The organism is Pedobacter sp. R20-19, assembly GCF_000708265.2.
Lineage (GTDB): Bacteria > Bacteroidota > Bacteroidia > Sphingobacteriales > Sphingobacteriaceae > Pedobacter.
In genome coordinates, this window is sequence record NZ_JCKI01000001.1 from 433,872 (window position 1) to 452,003 (window position 18,132).

At 36.7% G+C, this 18,132-nt stretch carries 16 protein-coding genes; 9 read left to right on the forward strand and 7 right to left on the reverse strand.

Features of this window, described 5'->3' with window-relative positions:
- Positions 1-138 precede the first annotated feature (138 nt).
- The 7 genes from AN34_RS01950 to AN34_RS01980 all read left to right on the forward strand — a co-directional run bounded on the left by AN34_RS01950 (position 139) and on the right by AN34_RS01980 (position 7,998).
- The gene (locus AN34_RS01950) at positions 139-981 is read left to right on the forward strand and encodes a neutral zinc metallopeptidase (RefSeq protein ID WP_029281735.1); all 843 of its coding nucleotides are present in this window, start codon (positions 139-141) and stop codon (positions 979-981) included.
- A gap of 104 nt (positions 982-1,085) precedes the next feature.
- Positions 1,086-2,219, forward strand: a complete 1,134-nt coding sequence (locus AN34_RS01955; protein WP_029281737.1) for a cell wall metabolism sensor histidine kinase WalK — start codon at positions 1,086-1,088, stop codon at positions 2,217-2,219.
- A gap of 18 nt (positions 2,220-2,237) precedes the next feature.
- The gene (locus AN34_RS01960) at positions 2,238-5,825 is read left to right on the forward strand and encodes a response regulator (RefSeq protein ID WP_029281740.1); all 3,588 of its coding nucleotides are present in this window, start codon (positions 2,238-2,240) and stop codon (positions 5,823-5,825) included.
- 14 nt (positions 5,826-5,839) lie between these two features.
- Positions 5,840-6,211: a response regulator gene (locus tag AN34_RS01965; protein WP_029281742.1), complete on the forward strand. Its 372-nt coding sequence runs from the start codon at positions 5,840-5,842 to the stop codon at positions 6,209-6,211.
- A 37-nt stretch (positions 6,212-6,248) separates the two neighbouring features.
- Complete coding sequence (locus tag AN34_RS01970) at positions 6,249-7,031, forward strand: protein-glutamate O-methyltransferase CheR (protein ID WP_051666203.1); 783 nt, start codon at positions 6,249-6,251, stop codon at positions 7,029-7,031.
- Positions 7,016-7,603, forward strand: coding sequence for a chemotaxis protein CheB (locus tag AN34_RS01975; protein ID WP_029281747.1), 588 nt, complete (start codon positions 7,016-7,018; stop codon positions 7,601-7,603). Before AN34_RS01970 ends, AN34_RS01975 begins: the two co-directional genes overlap by 16 nt.
- A gap of 29 nt (positions 7,604-7,632) precedes the next feature.
- Entirely contained in the window at positions 7,633-7,998 is a 366-nt protein-coding gene (locus AN34_RS01980) for a response regulator (protein ID WP_029281748.1), read from the forward strand.
- On the opposite strand, the gene AN34_RS01985 is transcribed toward AN34_RS01980, so the two are convergent.
- The 4 genes from AN34_RS01985 to AN34_RS02000 all read right to left on the reverse strand — a co-directional run bounded on the left by AN34_RS01985 (position 7,999) and on the right by AN34_RS02000 (position 13,237).
- A complete protein-coding gene (locus tag AN34_RS01985) occupies positions 7,999-8,955 on the reverse strand; it encodes a DUF3137 domain-containing protein (protein ID WP_029281750.1) in 957 nt (318 codons plus the stop codon).
- A complete protein-coding gene (locus tag AN34_RS01990) occupies positions 8,955-9,509 on the reverse strand; it encodes a LemA family protein (protein ID WP_029281752.1) in 555 nt (184 codons plus the stop codon). The genes AN34_RS01985 and AN34_RS01990 overlap by 1 nt, the downstream gene beginning before the upstream one ends.
- A gap of 55 nt (positions 9,510-9,564) precedes the next feature.
- Positions 9,565-11,385 (reverse strand): hypothetical protein, encoded by a 1,821-nt coding sequence (locus AN34_RS01995; RefSeq protein WP_029281754.1) that lies wholly within the window; start codon positions 11,383-11,385, stop codon positions 9,565-9,567.
- Positions 11,386-11,449: 64 nt separating this feature from the next.
- Positions 11,450-13,237 (reverse strand): hypothetical protein, encoded by a 1,788-nt coding sequence (locus AN34_RS02000; protein ID WP_029281755.1) that lies wholly within the window; start codon positions 13,235-13,237, stop codon positions 11,450-11,452.
- Positions 13,238-13,478: 241 nt separating this feature from the next.
- Here AN34_RS02000 and AN34_RS02005 point away from each other — a divergent pair, with 241 nt between their 5' ends.
- Together AN34_RS02005 and AN34_RS02010 are read left to right on the forward strand one after the other, a co-directional pair.
- Positions 13,479-14,120 (forward strand): DUF47 domain-containing protein, encoded by a 642-nt coding sequence (locus tag AN34_RS02005; protein ID WP_029281757.1) that lies wholly within the window; start codon positions 13,479-13,481, stop codon positions 14,118-14,120.
- 12 nt (positions 14,121-14,132) lie between these two features.
- Positions 14,133-15,143, forward strand: coding sequence for an inorganic phosphate transporter (locus tag AN34_RS02010; protein ID WP_029281759.1), 1,011 nt, complete (start codon positions 14,133-14,135; stop codon positions 15,141-15,143).
- Positions 15,144-15,409: 266 nt separating this feature from the next.
- Here AN34_RS02010 and AN34_RS02015 read toward each other — a convergent pair whose 3' ends face one another.
- The 3 genes from AN34_RS02015 to AN34_RS02025 all read right to left on the reverse strand — a co-directional run bounded on the left by AN34_RS02015 (position 15,410) and on the right by AN34_RS02025 (position 18,014).
- Positions 15,410-16,024, reverse strand: coding sequence for an FMN-binding negative transcriptional regulator (locus AN34_RS02015; RefSeq protein ID WP_029281761.1), 615 nt, complete (start codon positions 16,022-16,024; stop codon positions 15,410-15,412).
- A 114-nt stretch (positions 16,025-16,138) separates the two neighbouring features.
- Complete coding sequence (locus AN34_RS02020; protein WP_029281763.1) at positions 16,139-17,443, reverse strand: carboxypeptidase-like regulatory domain-containing protein; 1,305 nt, start codon at positions 17,441-17,443, stop codon at positions 16,139-16,141.
- Complete coding sequence (locus AN34_RS02025; RefSeq protein ID WP_029281765.1) at positions 17,436-18,014, reverse strand: RNA polymerase sigma factor; 579 nt, start codon at positions 18,012-18,014, stop codon at positions 17,436-17,438. The genes AN34_RS02020 and AN34_RS02025 overlap by 8 nt, the downstream gene beginning before the upstream one ends.
- Positions 18,015-18,132 lie beyond the last annotated feature (118 nt).

Below are 18,132 nucleotides of genomic sequence, written 5' to 3' on the forward strand. Positions count from 1 at the left end.
GTTAGCAGAGCCATACTCATTCAGTGTGGCTCTTTTTGTATCTAATTTGTTAGCCAAAGATTTTGCCTAAAAAATTTTCTACTTTAGCGTAACAAATATGTGAATACAAGGTTATTCATATAAATAAAAAATAAAATTATGCAGTGGTTTGGTAAAGGCAGTAACAATGTTGAAGATGGAAGAAGTGGGGGTGGAGGTAAAACTATTCTCGGTGGAGGAATAGGTATTGTAATCGTTGTACTCGGTTTAATATTTGGAAAAGACCTTTCAGGCGTTGTGAGTCAGATTCCTGCATCTGCAGGAACAGAGGAAGTAAAGCAAGGCGTACCGGCAGATGATGCACAAGGAAAATTTGTATCTGGTGTTCTGGAATCTACCGAACAAGTTTGGGATAAACAGTTTCAGGAAATGGGTAAGCAATATGAATATCCAAAATTAAGACTGTTTAGAGAAGGTGTTCAAACAGCTTGTGGAAATGCAAGTGCAGATGTAGGTCCGTTTTACTGCCCGGGAGATCATAAAGTTTATATCGATTTATCATTTTATGATGATTTAAAAAACCGTTTTGGTGCTGCTGGTGATTTTGCTCAGGCATATGTGATTGCACATGAAGTAGGTCATCACGTTCAGAACCTATTAGGGATTTCTGAAAAACTAGATCAGGCTCGTGGCAATGTAAGTGAGAAAGAATATAACAGGTTATCTGTAAAATTGGAATTGCAGGCTGATTTTTTTGCCGGTCTTTGGGCACACAACGCTCAGAATTTGAAAGATTTTAAACTGGAAGAAGGAGACATCGAGGAAGCTTTAACTGCAGCAAACGCTATTGGCGATGATAAATTACAAAAGCAGGCCACAGGAGATGTGCAGCCTGATTCCTTTACACACGGTACTTCGGCACAACGCATGTTCTGGTTTAAAAAGGGTTTTGAAACAGGCGATATTAAACAAGGTGATACCTTTAATTCAAGTAATTTATAAATAAGTAAAACATTTCTTGGTGAATGATTGTTCGTATACATTTTAAGATCTTTTGTATCTGAACCAAACATAATTATTTCATGCTTTCATTTGTATAATATAAAATGATCCTTATCGTTGATGACAGGCCTGAAAACCTGATTTCGTTACAAAAAGTACTCCAGGCACATAATTTTGAGGTTGATACCGCATCATCAGGTGAAGATGCACTAAAAAAAGTTTTAAAAAATAACTACGTCCTGATTATTCTGGATGTGCAGATGCCTGATATGGATGGTTTTGAGGTTGCAGAAGCCATTTCTGGTTTCAGCAAAGCAAAAGACACGGCCATTATTTTCCTTTCAGCTGTTAATACCGAACTTAAATTTATTACAAAAGGCTATCTGAGCGGCGGATTAGATTATATCACTAAACCTGTTGATATTAATGTACTGCTACTTAAAATCAAAACATTTTATCGCATTTATGAGCAAAGCAGAAAGCTCAATGAGGTGCAGGAAAAACTTCTTGAAGAAATCGAATTTCGTAAGCAGGCAGAAAACAAAAAAGACGAATTTATCAGTATTGCCAGCCATGAGCTTAAAACACCTTTAACCAGTGTAAAAGGATACATTCAGCTGCTGCAGCGTAGCTTAAATAAGGATGATAAAACCATGGCGCAAAGCCATCTGGCAAAAGCTAGTGTTCAGCTGGAGAAATTAAATGAGTTGATCGTTGATTTACTTGATATATCGAAGATTGAAAGTGGTAAAATGAAGTTTAACATGCAGCATTTTTGTGCTGATAATATGGTGAGTAATGCCATAGAAATGCTGCAGCAATCAAACCCAGGTTTCACAATAAACAAACTTGGGAAAACCAATGAAGATGTTTACGGAGATGAAATGCGGCTGGAGCAAGTTGTAATTAATTTCATAACCAATGCCATTAAATATGCCCCGGGAACCAATCAGGTAAATGTTACCATTAATATCAAAGATGGTAGTCTTTATCTGGCCGTAAAAGATTTCGGAATAGGGATTTCTAAAGAACAGCAGGCCAAGATTTTCGACAAATTTTATCGGGTAGAAGAACATAGCAACCGCTTTAATGGCTTAGGTATTGGCTTGTATATTTGTTCAGAAATTATTAGCAGGCATGGCGGCAAAATTGGCGTGAACAGCGTGCCGGATGAAGGTTCTGAATTTTATTTTATCATCCCCATTACTGAAGAAACCGCGAGTAACAATCAAATCTAAGATCTCTAAAATATATTAATGAAAACCACCCTGAAAAATAATCTACGTTTAGGCTTAGGCTTGTCGCTTATTATTCTTTTTATCAGTTCACTCGCTTCATATGTGAGCATTCGTAACCTCATCAGGAGCACTGAACTAGTGAAACATAGTGATCAGGTTATCTTAAACCTGGAAGGCGTTATCTCTACCCTTAAAGATGCTGAAACCGGGCAAAGGGGTTACCTGCTCACTGGTAACAAATTATTTCTGGAGCCTTATAATGGTTCTCGTGACCTTGCCGCTAGAACCCTCGATACTATTGCCGGTGCTACTAAAGATAATCCTGCACAGCAGAAAACCATTGCAGAACTTAGAGAAATACTCATTAAACGTTTAAATATTATTACCTCCACAATAGAAATTAAATCTCTTGGTGGTAAAATAGATCCTACGGTTCTTCTTCAGGGCAAAACCTATATGGATCAAGCCCGTTCTGCTGTAAATAGAATGGTTAGAGAAGAAAGAAGGTTGTTGAATGAACGTACTGAAGAGCTTAATAAGTTAACTTCCTATACACCTGTGTTAATTATGGTCGCTGCTTTTCTGGCCATATTAATTACTTTATTCTTTTACAGAAAAGTATCAGTTGATTTTGATGAGCGTGTTAAGCTTCAGCAAGAAATTGAAGACAAGAAAAATGAAATGGAAAGGCGTATTATCGCCATTAAAGAGATTGCACATCAAATCTCTGGAGGTAATTATGGCGTTTTACTAGACGCTCAATCCAGTGATGACATTGGTGAACTTTCCGGATCATTAAATGCAATGTCTTCATCACTAAAAAAATCTTTTGATACGCTCGCAGAAAACGAATGGCTACAAACCGGAGTGGCCAATCTAAATGTAAAAATGGTTGGTGAGAAAGATGTTTTTCACCTGGCAGATGATATTATTGAGTTTTTGGTTACCTATACTAAAAGTCAGATTGGAGCTGTTTATTTATTTAAAGATGATGGATATTTACATTTAAAGGGTAAATATGCGCTGGAAGGACAAAATCTTTTACCTGTTATTGAATTAGGGCAAGGCTTAATTGGACAGGCTGTAAAATCTGGCAAGTCCATTATTATAGATGATGTTCCACAAAGCGAGTTAACCATCACCCATGCAACAGGAAATATAAAACCAGCACAGTTGATTGTATTACCAATTATCCGAAACGGAATTTCCATTGGAGGTTTGGAACTGGGCACAGTTAAGCCCCTTTCGGATCTACAGCTGCATTTCTTAAATCTGATTTTATCAGACATTGGATCTGCATTATTAGGTGCACAAAATAGGCAAAAGCTACAACAATTATTAGAAGAAACCCAAGCACAATCTGAAGAATTACAGGTACAGCACAATGAGTTGGAAGGCATGAATGCTGAACTTGAGGCCCAGGCACAAAAGCTGCAGGCCTCTGAAGAAGAGTTGCGGGTGCAACAGGAAGAGTTATTACAAAGCAATCAGGAACTTGAGGAGCGAAGCAGTTTACTTGAAGAGAAAAATGAGCTGATTGAGGTTAGAAATGCAGAGATACAGCAAAAAGCTGAGGCACTGGAATTAAGTACCAGGTATAAATCGGAATTTTTAGCGAACATGTCACATGAGCTGCGTACACCATTAAACTCCATATTGTTGTTGTCGAGGTTAATGGCAGAAAATGAAGAGATGGATAAGGAGCACCAGGAATATGCTGAGGTAATTCAGAGTTCAGGACAAGGCTTATTAAGTTTGATTGATGAAATTCTGGATTTATCTAAAATTGAGGCTGGTAAAATGGAGCTTGACCGGACCAATGTTAAAGTGAGCGATGTTGCGTTGAATATGCGTTCATTATTTAATCCATTGGCAAAAGAAAAATCTCTTGAGTTGATCATTAGCAGTGCAGAAGATGTTCCTGAATATTTTCATACAGATAAAATGCGCCTGGAGCAGATTATTAAAAATTTACTATCAAACGCAATTAAATTTACATCTGCTGGTTCTGTCAAATTTAACATCACGAAGAATGAAAAACTAAATGCCCTCATTTTTGAAGTAACCGATACAGGTGTAGGGATTCCGCAAGATAAACAGGCCATGGTTTTTGAGGCTTTTCAACAAGCTGATGGATCTACCCGCCGCAAATTTGGCGGAACAGGTTTAGGCTTATCCATCAGCAGAGAACTTGCGAAACTTTTAGGCGGCTTTATTGATTTAAAAAGTAAAGAGAATGAAGGCAGCGTATTTACCCTAACATTGCCGATAGATAAAAATAAAGGCTTTGAAGGTGCTGTTCAGCCTGTTGAAAAAACCTATATTCCGCCAGTAGAGGCACCTGTTGCAAAAGTAAATTACTTAACGGTAAATAACATTCCTCAGGAAATTGAAGATGACCGGGATAGTATTGTGGTGGGTGATAAAGTGATTTTGATTGTAGAGGATGATACGCCTTTTGCTAAAATGCTGCTGGATTTTACCCGAAAAAGAAATTATAAGGGTCTGGTTGCGGTACGTGGAGACGTAGGTATTGAGATGGCTAAGGCCTACAAGCCTATTGCCATATTGCTTGATATTCAGTTGCCTGTAAAAGATGGCTGGCAGGTGATGGAAGAATTAAAATCTGACCCGGAAACGCGACCGATTCCTGTTCACATTATGTCATCCTTACAGGTAAAAAAAGAAAGCTTGTTAAAAGGTGCAGTAGATTTTATCAACAAGCCATTTGCCTTTGAGCACATGCAGGAAATCTTTTCAAAACTGGAGCATGCACTGAGTCGCCACCCTAAAAAAGTTTTAATTGTGGAGGAAAATGAACAACATGCTAAAGCGCTGAGCTATTTCTTAAGTAATTTCAATATTCAAACTGAGATTGTTAATCAGGTAGGAGAAAGTGTTTCTGCCTTGCATAAACCAGATGTAAACTGTGTTATTCTGGATATGGGTATCCCGGATAAACATGCTTATGAAACACTCGAAGTGGTAAAGAAAACACCCGGTTTAGAAAACCTTCCGATTATTATTTTTACTGGTAAGAATTTATCAAAGGGTGAAGAAAACAGGATTAAGCAGTATGCAGATTCCATTGTGGTTAAAACTGCACATTCTTACCAGAGAATATTGGATGAAGCGGGTTTATTCCTTCATTTGATAGAAGAAAAAAACAAGGAACAACGAAAAGTACCTCAAAAATTTTCTGAACTACAGGATGTATTGAAAGGGAAAACAGTTCTGGTAGCGGATGATGATGTTAGAAATATTTTCTCTCTAACTAAAATTTTAGAGCAACATCAAATGAATGTAGTGGCCGCAATAGATGGTAAGGAAGCCCTGAAGTTATTAGATGAAAACTCAAATATTGATGTAGTTTTAATGGACATGATGATGCCTGAACTGGATGGTTATGAAACCACTTCAGCAATTAGACAAAATCAGAAATATAGAAATCTGCCTATTTTAGCCGTAACTGCAAAAGCCATGATGGGTGATCGCGAAAAGTGCATTGCCGCTGGTGCTTCAGATTACATTAGCAAACCTGTAGATATGGATCAACTGGTTTCACTTTTACGCGTATGGTTATACGAAAATCATTATAAATCTTAGTACGTTTACCTCATATGCCTCGAAAAGTAATCCTGATAATTGATGATGACAACCGAAACATTTTCGCCCTAAAAGCTGTTTTAAAGGCCAAAGGATATGAATGCTTATCGGCAATTAGCGCAAAAGATGGTTTTTCCATCATAGAAGAAAAAGAAAGTATTTCTGTTGTTTTAATGGATATGATGATGCCGGATATGGATGGTTATCAAGCCATGGCTACGATGAAAAAATCGCCAAAAATGCAAAATATCCCAGTACTGGCAGTTACTGCACAGGCCATGGTGGGCGATAAAGAACGTTGTTTAAGCGCGGGTGCTGCTGGGTATGTTTCCAAGCCGATTGATGTAGATGAATTATTAGAACAGATTGAAGAAGTAACGAAATAAAGTGATAATCGACGCGATAGATAATGAGCAGGTAGAAATGCTGCTGAATGATGTATTAGAAGCTCATGGATATGATTTCCTGGAATATTCTCATGCATCAATCAAAAGGCGGATTACCCGCTTGTATTCGCTGGATAGCTTTGTAAGTTTTGCAGAATTCAGGTATGCAGTAAAAACAGATAAACAATATTTTAAAAGATTTTTAGAGGAAATTACCGTAAATGTTACTGAAATGTTTCGTGATCCTACTTTCTATAAATCACTTAGAAATGATGTATTGCCGGTTTTAGGTACTTACCCCTTTATCCGGATTTGGGTAGCTGGCTGTTCAACCGGAGAAGAAGCCTATTCTTTAGCTATTTTATTAAGAGAACTTAATCTGCTTAATAAATCACTGATTTATGCCACTGATATTAATCCATCAGTCTTGGAGAAGGCAAAAAAGGGAATGTTCCCATTAAATTATCTGAAAGGGTATTCTGAAAACTATGTCCAATCTGGTGGATTGAAAGATTTCTCCTCCTATTATACTGCGAATTATTCACTCGTGAAATTCGACGAATCTTTAAGTAGTAAAATGATTTTTTCTACACATAATCTCGTTTCAGATCATTCATTCAATGAGTTTCAGCTTATTTTATGTAGAAATGTATTAATCTATTTTGATAAGGATTTACAACACAAGGTTTTTCATTTGTTTGATAATAGCCTCGAAAAATTAGGTTACCTGGCTTTAGGAAGTAAAGAAAGTCTAGATTTTTGGGCGAACGCAAAAGACTATAAGCGCATAAAAAATGAAAAAATATGGCGGAAACTTTAGCTCAGGGCAAATGTAGCGCCTTGGTTATTGGAGGCTCTGCAGGGAGTTTAGATGTACTGCTTGAAATTTTTCCAAGCCTGAGTATAAACATTAACTTTCCCATTATTTTAGTTACCCATCGTAAGGCCGGTAACGATTCTCTCCTCACGGAGTTATTGAAAAACCGAACCAGCTTAATGGTAAAAGAAGCCGAAGAAAAGGAAAAACTATTGCCTGGTTATGTTTATATCGCTCCTGCTGATTATCATTTGCTGGTAGAGCATAATCATACCATTTCACTTGATTATTCAGAAAAGGTAAACTATTCCCGTCCATCAATCGACGTGACTTTTCAGTCTGCGGCAGAGGTTTTTAAAAATGAAGTGGTGTGCATTTTATTGTCAGGATCCAACTCAGATGGGGTTGAAGGTTTGAAAACAGTAAACAAGTACGGTGGCCTTGTACTTATACAGAATCCTGAAACAGCAAGTATGGCCTACATGCCGCAGCAGGCTGTAAATGAGGTAAAACCCCACCTAATTTTAGATAGCTTTAAAATGGCAGGCTATATTAACGGATTAATTCATAAATAGTAATTAAATTTGCTTCAGGAAAAAGACTTATGGCTGATACGAAAAAAGTATTTGTTTTTGATGATAACAGGGATATACTGGATCTGTGTACATTCATTTTGGAAGATGCAGGATATGAAATCAAAACATCTGAAAGTGCGAATGACATTGAGAGACAAGTATCGGCTTTTATGCCAGATCTTATTTTTATGGATAACTGGCTGCCAGATTTAGGCGGCATACAGGCAACAAGAGCTATTAAAAGCAATCCAGATTTAAAACACATTCCTGTAATTTACTTTTCTGCCAATAATGATATTTCTTCACTTGCAGATGAAGCTGGTGCGGATAGCTATTTATCAAAACCTTTTGATATAGCAGCATTGGAAGACATTGTTAAAAAGCACTTAAGCTAATTATTCCTTTCCCCAAATTCTGGTATTTAAATCAAGCTCCTTCACAATATCATACATAAAACGAATGGTGTTGATGTCTATATTGAGCGTAGTAGGATTAAGTAAGGATTCGAAAATCGGGGCTTCAAAGCAATTTCTATCTAAAGGAAAAGCAATGTACATTCTTGATGCTATAAAAGATAAGGAGATGGTTGCTTCTGAATTGGCATTCAGGTACAATATCCGCTCCATCATAGAAGGCGTTAAGATGTATCGTGATTCTATCTGATTATTCCCATAAGTAACAAAGGCTCGACTAAAATCAGGATTTTCCAACTGTATCACATCCCGATCACTAAAAGAAAAAACATTTTTGGAGAACCAGGAGCCAATAGCATTTCCAAGGTCTTTGGGCTTTACAATAGTAACGCTGCTTAAGTGTTTATTAAAGTCGGCTACGAAAATAATGCCTTTAAAAATATCACTCCAGCTGGTTTCGGTTCCTTTATCAGTTTGCCTTTCTGTCATATGTTCTGCATGAACTTCTGCAAAGTAAAAACTTGTTTTATCTGCTTTGCCACTAACCAAGTCTTCTGTTTTATACCGATCAATAGATTTATTAAAAAGCTGAGTATATCTAAATTCATCAGATGAGATACCTTCTTTTGGGTTTATGGTTAAACTTGGATCTAAAAATTTTAAAGCTTCGCCAATAATATTTTGTTTATAAGCTTGTTTATAGGCTTTTAATGCATCATTAATCCGATATAGGATAATGCAGCCATACACCACCGGAACCAGGCCTGCAAGCACAGCCCAGAAAAGCAATCCAAATAAAAGACCAATGATAGCAATTCCAATCCCTATTCCAATAAAAGTAAAGCCCTTGGTTTGCTCGGTAGCCACCTTCTTTCGCTCTACTTCCATAGTGGCTATTGTGTTTTGCAAAGCCACATTATCGTTTAAATAATTTTGCATTAACGATTAAAAAGGTCTTTAGCGCTGATGTTTTTTCGTTCCTCTTCAGTAGTGGTTAATACGGTAACCGGATAGAAGTTAAACAAGCCTGCAAATAAATTTCCAGGAAACATCATAATTGAATTGTTATAATCGGTAACAGCAGCATTATACGTTCTTCTGGCTGCGGCAATTTGTTCTTCACTTTCTGTCCAGGTGCTTTGAAGGTTAATAAAGTTTGTATTCGCCTTTAAATCAGGATAATTTTCTACATTAACCATTAAGCCTTTCATACTGCTGCTTAATTCTGCATCTATAGAAGCTTTCTCGGCTACTGGAATATTGCCTGAAGTGGCTTTTGATCTTAATTCAACAATCTTACTCAAAGTATCCTGCTCGTAAGTAGTATATTGTTTTACCACTTCAACCAGATTTGGGATCAAATCGAAACGTTTTTTCAGCATCACATCAATAGCAGAAAAAGCATTGGTTACCTGGTTTTTCTTTCCAATGATATTGTTATAAAAGAAAAAGCCAAAAAGTAAGAGCACTAAGAGAATAATTACAAGGATCATGATTATCGTTTTTAGATTAGATTTTAAATATAATAAAAGGTTACAGAATTTAAAGCTATCTACTTTCATTCAACTTTCGCAACTTTTCTCTTTGCTGTCTGCGTTTTAATCGGTTTCGCTTTCTAATTTCATGGTTTGCACGCATTTCCTTAAAATTTGCAATGTGCTGCTTAATTTCATTCTGCTTCTCCTCCGTAATCCCGATACTGTTTTTAATGCCTGTATATAAACTTCGCCAAATCAAGCTGAAAAAAGATGAACTATCCGGTTTCTTATAATTTACGTCAGATGAAATAAACTGATTATGCCGGTTTGGGTTTTCTGAGTTGATAATAAGCGCATTGGCAAGAATAGAAATCAATCCCCGGGTTACTAAATGATCTTTGGATGGATCATTACGCATCAGCGCGACAGACAAATCATAATAATAAAAATCTACCTTTCCTTGTGCACCCGTGTTATCCGCTTTAAAATCAAATTGTAACTTATCTACAATGCCTCTGTTTATTCTAACCAGGCCTAAAGGTTTTGTAATCTGATTTAAGATTCGGGCATTAAAATTATGCAGTATGCCTTTATATTCGAAATATCCTTTAGGAGCGTTCAAATCAAATTTAAAGTTTAAATCCAAACTGGCCTGCCCTAATAGATAGGTATTAAGACTCACTTCCATTTTGGGGTTTATGGCCTTAATTTTAGGTAAGTTGGTTACATTTTTAAATATCCCTGATGTATTTTCAAAGGAGATTCTGCCACGCTGCTTACTCTCATCATTGTAAATGGTATAGCTGATATTAACATCTTTAAGTTTAATTTTCTGGATCAACACAGGAGGAGCAAATTTCTGCAGAAGCTGATGTGGAAACCGGCCTTTTTTAATTTCGCCTTCCAGTTTTTGAGTACTGCCATCGTTAAAAACGGATACGAAGCCATTAGTAATACCCATCTCTTTTGCCCGCAACTCCTGCTTACTAATATAAACAGGTAAATCAATGCCATTCATTAATATATCACTCATCTGGATATGAAACCGATCTGTGGAATGCCCCGCAATTTTAGCAAATTTCATTTCATCGTAGCGTGGCTCCAGTTCAAACTTATTTACCCTTAGCTTTCCTGTAGATGCCCTGAAATCAAGCTTATTTAGCTTTATATTATACAGTTTATTTGGCGTGGTATATTGATAATCATTCAGGTTGATGATCACATCTTTCAATAAATAAAATCTTGTTGGGTCTTCGGCAGAAGTAGAATCAACCAATAAATCTGTTAAGGTAATATTAAGGTCATCTATGGCAAAAACATTTAATTGATTAACATTTTTGTTGATGTATTTGAAGCTGGCATCCTGAAAGCGAATGGCATTGATGCGAAATTCTTCCAGGTTTTTAGAAATAAACGAATAGGGTGACTTAATAGGGCGAGGTGGTCTGTTCTCATTAAAATCAAACTGTCTGTTCATCATCAATACCTCTGGCTTATCAAAAATGACCTCTTCAATCTGAAGTTTTTTTTGTCTGTAAAGTGTTATTGGATGAAAATGTTTTACTACGAGTTTTTTTAAAATTACCGTGTAAAGATTGTTCGGGGCTCTTTTTAAACGAATTAATTCTTTAAACCTAACGGTATCTGCAGTGATTTTAACATTCTGCAAAGTTGCGCTTCCTGTTAGTACATTAGTAGAAACATTAGAGAAACTAATGGTATATAAACTATCTGTTGATTTATAGAGCAATGTTTTGATCTGCTCGGTTAGCAAGGGGCGAGATTTAACATTTAAAAACCAGGCTGTGGCAGCTAAAAGACCAAAAGCGATGAGTATTGTCGCTGCGGTCCATTTTATAAGTTTATATTGATGTCTCTTTGTTTCTGGCATTTAAAGAATGGACTGGATTTAACAGCAATATACGTTTATAAACGTATTTCTTAAATGCCCACCCTTAATTTTTCTCTCGTTTCGCTTTTCTGGCTTCGCGTCTGTCAGCCCTTTTCTGCTTCCTGATTTTTTTAGCGATTTCTTTTTGCTGTTTTACCGGATTTTTCTCAGGCACTATACCCACACCAACAATATCCTTTATCCCTACGAAAACGGTTTTCCACATCAGGTTAAAAAAGGAGCCAGAATTTAATCTCGTACTGCTCATAATTGCCCTGCGTGGTGCTTCTCCTTTGCTTGGATTAGCATCCTTAATTAAAATGGCATTGGCTAAAAGGGATAAGAAACCCTTCTCTTTTGTGCCTTCGCCATCAATATTGTCAGATAATAACTTTACTTTCAAATTGCTGTAAAGCATATCCATCGAGCCTGAAGCGGTACGAAGATTTCCATTGGCTTTAAAATTCAGTTGTTGAATATTTCCGCTTTCTATTTCCACGAGTCCTAAAGCTATCGCTAAAGGATTCAGATTTTTCATGTTAAATGCATTTAGGTTTCCGCTATAACTAAATGAACCATTTCTATCGGTGAGGTTAAAATTTATTTTAATGTTCATTTTTCCGCTACCCATTAATAATGTATTAAGATTAGCCAGGGCATGGTTATTTTTGGTCAACCTTAAACTATCGTTGGTTACATTTATAATAGTGCCCTTAAGGGATTTAAAATTTACTGAGCCCGTTTTCTTACTCGCCGGGTTATACTCTGAATATTTAACATCAACCTGATTAAGTTTTACCGTATCAATGATGATTGGCGTGTTTAACTTTTTAAGTGCAAGGTGAGGATAATTTTGCCCCTTATCTAGCCCCGGGGGTGGGGGAGATTCCCGACTCATAAAAACCTCTACCTGAGCCGGACCAATGGTGACCGCCCTGGCATGAATTTTTTCATCGGTATTGAAGCCAGCGAAATCCATTCCCTCAAATTCAATATCATTAAAATTCAGGTTATAACGATCTTTCTGGACATTGTATTTTCGAGAAAAAGCAAGTTCATCGTACAAAGGAATAAGCTTTAAACCTTTAATGGATACCTTTTTTGATGACGTTGATCCTTTTATCGTGTCAACCTTCATACTATACATTTTATCTTTGGTGGCCGATTTGTAACCGGCAATCTCAAATGAAATATCTTTTGTATAATAAAATCTCGAAGTATCATTTCCTGAAAGAGAATCCAGCAGGAAATCTTTTACATTAATATCCAGGTGTTTAATCACATTTCGGGTTTTCTTTGGCGCACCAGTTTTAACATAGGTAAAATCGGCATCTATAATTTTGATGGCATGAACCCTGGCCGATTTAAAAGTTTTAGAAATTTGCTCATAAAGCGATTTTTCTTCTCTGCTGTCTTTAATAGGCTTCGGTACCTGATTAAAGGCTACATTAATAGAAGGTCGATCAAGTATAATGGCATTGATATCTAAACGTTTTTTAAAGTATGCCGTTAATATGCTGGCTCTTGTAATCTGTAATTTTTTGAGCTTAATGTCAAAAACATGAGCCGGGGCAAGGCTTTTCTTTTTTAAACTATCATAAACTGATGGGTTGGCTTTTAGTGTTACCTCTCTTAATGCTAAACTTCCAGTGATGACATTTAAGTTAATACTTTTAAAATCTATGGTGTAAAGGTGGCTAGAGCCATTGTATACGCCCTCTTTAATTTTCTCACTCAGTATGGGTTTCCACCTTGCGCTTAGAAACATGGCGCCAAATGAAAGGACTAAAATTAAAACACCGAAAATACTTCCGATCCAAATCCAAAGCTTATTTCTGTTTTGAGCTGTCATGATTATGGCTTATCGCTGTTAAACAATTCTATGTTGGAAAGGTTTTTTTCCGATTAGTCTCACCATTAATAATCCTGTGTGATTATATACTAGTTAGAAAGAAAGCTTGATTAAATTAATTATGCAGTAAGCTCAGAATAACAGAAACTTAGCTTATTTCAATCTAGTCCTTAATAATAATATGTAAATTAACATTAACTTAACATTGGGCTTGTAGATTTGTGCCATATTAAGAATTAACATGAACAATATTTTTAAGTTCTTTACCCCTCAAGATAGAAAATTCCATCCTCTTTTTGAGCAAGCTGGCAGTAACGCTTTAAAAATTGCAGAATCTCTTTTAGAGATGGTTAGCACGGCTGATGCTGAAAGCAGAAAAACTATTTTTAAAGAAATTGAACGCCTGGAGCATGTAGGTGATGATATTACGCACTCCATCTTCCTGGAATTAAGCAGAAACTTTATTACGCCATTTGATCGTGAAGATATCCACCAGTTGGCGACAGCTGTTGATGATGTTGCAGATTATATTTATGGCACTGCAAATCGTATGCAGATGTACAATATGAATACCATTAATGAACCAATTGTTAAGATTGCTGAACTTTTGGTAGAAATGTGTACCGACATTGATAAGGCGATTAAAGAATTACGCAGCTTTAAAAATATTCGCGTAATTGCAGATGCCTGTATCCGTATTAACAGTGGTGAAAACCAGGCCGACTATGTGTTTACGTTAGCGGTTGCGCGTTTGTTTGAATATGAAACCAATGCAATTGAATTAATTAAACAAAAAGAGGTTTTACAAACGATAGAAAAAGCGACAGATAAGTGTGAAGATGTAGCGAATGTGCTTGAAACTATCCTGGTTAAAAACGCTTAATAAAAAACAAACATGGTAACTACCTTATTGGTTGTTGTTGTAATTCTGGCCATTGCTTTCGATTACATTAACGGCTTTCACGATGCCGCTAATTCGATTGCAACGGTTGTTTCTACAAAAGTTCTTACGCCTTTTCAGGCGGTTTTGTGGGCTGCACTTTTTAATTTCGCCGCTTACTTTTATTTTACCGATCATAAGGTGGCCAATACGGTTGCTAAAACGGTAATCGAAAATTATATTACTTTAGAAGTTATTCTGGCAGGTCTTGTTGCCGCAATTATCTGGAACCTTTTAACCTGGTGGTATGGTATTCCATCCAGTTCATCACATACGCTTATTGGTGGTTTCGCTGGTGCAGGTATGACACATGCTTTACTTACAGGCGCTAGTCCGCTAGATGCGGTAAATATGAGCTATGTTGTAAAAATTGTTTCATTTATTGTATTGGCACCGATTATCGGTATGGTGATTTCAGTAGTCATCACCTTAATTATTATCAACATTTGTCGTTATGCAAAACCCTCTACTGCAGAAAAATGGTTTAAGCGGTTACAATTACTTTCATCTGCAGCTTTAAGTTTCTTCCACGGTGGTAACGATGCACAGAAAGTAATGGGGATTATTGCCACTGCTTTAATTGCATCAAAGGTAATTCCTGATTTTGAAGCATTACCAACATGGGTTCCGATTGCCTGTTATTCGGCAATATCTTTGGGAACAATGAGTGGTGGCTGGAAAATTGTGAAAACAATGGGTTCTAAAATCACGAAAGTAACAGCGCTTGAAGGTGTTGCTGCTGAAACGGCAGGTGCGGTAACCTTAGGGATTACAGAACATTTCGCGATTCCGGTTTCTACTACACATACGATAACAGGTTCAATTGTAGGTGTAGGTTTGGTGAAAAGTGTATCCGCAGTACGTTGGGGTGTAACCATTAACCTGATTTGGGCTTGGGTATTAACCATTCCGGTATCAGCAACACTGGCAGCGATTATTTATGCTGGTATTTATTACTTCAAATAATTGATCATATTTTAAAAATATAGAAAGACCAAAGCTTTAGCTCTGGTCTTTTTTTATGATCAAAGTGGTCGTTTGTAACCGCAAAGGTTGCTAAGTTTTTCGCAGAGAGCGGAAAGCGCATGTAGGATTAAAAATAAAGTCGGAATAGCATACACGCTAAATTTCTCCCCCGCTGATTGCACAAATTTTCGCAGCGATTTTAGAAAATCATTGTAATGCAGCCAAAACTATTAAACACATGGGATTAATTGTGACACTATAAATGCCTAGAGAATTTTTCTCATTTCCTTTGCCACTTCATGAGATAGTGCATCACCACTGTTTTCCAAATTGGATATAATATTTTCTTTGTTTTTAACGGAGTGATTCTGGCTTAATTTGAATACATGGTCAATCTGAGTAACTAATATTTCAAATCCTGTAATTGCTTTTAAATTTTTCTGAAGATAATCCTCGTTCATTTTATGAAACGCGGCAGGACTTTTCTCCGGATCTTCATACTGATCGGTTAACCGTTTAATTGTATGATAAGTATCATTAGGATTTAAGAGTTTGATGGTTCCTTTTACCTGAACGGTTTTATAATTCCATGTTGAAACGGATTGAGGATTTTCATATACCGCCGCACTGATGTAAGCATGGGAACCAGTAAACATTACGAGTACATTTGGATGCTTTTCAAAAGCCCTACAATGATCAGTTTTGTTCATAACGTGGCCAAATAGTTGGATAGAATCTTGATTAATGACCAACGTAATAGGAACTTGGGTGGCAACAGGGAATTCTCCATCAAAACCAATTAAAGTAACAAAGGAATTTTGATTCATAAAATCAAGAACCTCATTCTGATTTTCAGTTATAAAAGCAGCAGATTTATACATGGCAATTTACTTATGGAAGGATTATAAATGCGAAGGTTATTAAGTTTTTCGCAGTGTAAATTAAAGTTTTTCCCGAAGGGATTTGCGATTAAATCATTAACACCAATGAAATGATTAAAACTTTACACTCATTTCCACCAGATCAGTCCCTTGTTTTGGTAGTACCCAATCCGGACCAGTTTCGATCAGTCGTTTGGCTTCCGCATCAGCCTTTTTATTTAATGATTTTACAATCTTAATATTGGTTGGCCTCCCGTTCTTTTTAACTTTAAAACTTAAAATGACAAATTGGGCAGGTCCTTTAGCGTTATAAAGCTTATTGCCATTTTCTAAATACCGGGTATAATCAACAGTAGAAACCGGAATAGGTTTATTGATTTCTCCAATAGCCTTTCCATCAAGATTTTGCTGAGCTCGCAGTACGATTTTAGGAGCAGGTATATTTTCTTTTTTTCTACCATTTGATCCGGTAATTAAGGCGATCTCATTAATTGATTTGTTTCCGCTTAAAGCTTCACGAATCATATTAGGATCCTGAGTGCCTGAAACAGGAGTTTCTTTGTAGCCTAAGGCATTAATCACTAATTCTTTATCTTTAGCATTGCTATCTGCAGGTAAAGCAAAATAACCATTGGCATTGGTTGCTGTAATTTTATCTGAGCCAGCAATTTTTACGACTGCTCCTTGAACGGGTAGTCCATTTCTTTGGTCGACGACATTGCCACTAAAAATAATTTTGTCAGCCGCAACAGATGGTGCAGCAGATGCCATCGCAGTACTTTGCGGCTCGGGCATGGTTTCCATTTGGCGTGCAGCAGAGAGCGGCGCCTGTTTAGTTTTACTAAGCCTTTCATATTGACCGGCTAACTGCGATGTAGAAGCAGCCCTTTCTGCAGCCTTAACGATTGGAGCAGATTTTATGTTTTTGGCTAAATCTCCTGTTTTAGCTTTAGCAATCGCCTGATCAATTAAAGTTGATTTAGTTTGGTTAGCAGATTTTGATGCCGTATCTTTTGATTTTGAAGTTTCAGCAATTGAAGTGTTGGTGTCTAAATTTACAATAACACCATTTGCCCTCCGGGCGGCAGTTTCAGCATTTCTACGGTTAGTTTCACGCATAAAGAAAAGAATGCTTACCGCAATAAAAGCAACAGTGGCCGTAGCCGCAATACTCAATCTTTGCGTAGTAACCCCCCAAAGCTTGCGTTTAACTGGTTTTTGCGAAACGCGATCATGAAGTTGTTTTTGTAGAATAGAAAGTGTTTGTTTACGTTTTGGTGATTGCTTCAAACCTTCTAGTGCATCAGCTACAAAAGGATCTTCCAAAGCCTGCCTTTCTACAAAGTGCATAGCTTTAGCATCAAGTTTACCATCCAGGTAATCCTCCAGCACATCAATATCTAACCAATCGTTATTCACCACTATTTTTTTCTATACAAATCTTCAGATTGCGCTTACCATTTTGAATATAACTTTTTACCTTCAGCATATCATAGCCTGTAATATCGGCCACCTCTTTATAGCATTTCTCTTGTAAATAAAATAAATCTACACTTTTTCGCTGTTCTTCGGGCAAGGTTTCCATGCACTTTTCCATAATGGTAAGCTGCGTTTCTTTTGTGTTGTCGATATCTAGATGCACCAATTCGCTATTTTCCACAAAAGTATCATCAATAGAAACGTTATTTTGCTTCGCAGATTTCCGTAAGGCCATTAAACAATGGTTTCGGGTTAAAACATGAAGCCAGCTTTTGAAGTTCTGCACCTCATGCACTTTCAGCTTGGTTACTAATTCTTCAAAGATTTGCATCACCGCATCTTTGCTTTGCTCTTCATCTTTAAAATAATTTAAGCAAACCCCAAAAACCAAATGCATGTATTTATTATAAAGCGTACCCAATGCATCTAAATTGCCAGTGTTTTTATACTCGGCAATTAATTTAGCATCGTCTTGCTGCTGGTTTCCAGCTGTGTTTTTTATAAACTTCAAAAAATTGGGTCGCTATATCAAATAATCTTTCAAGTATAAAAAATATTTTTGAGTGATATGGAATAAACTCTTGATTTAAGGAATTGCCTAAGCTTTTTAAAAACCTTCTTGCGATTAA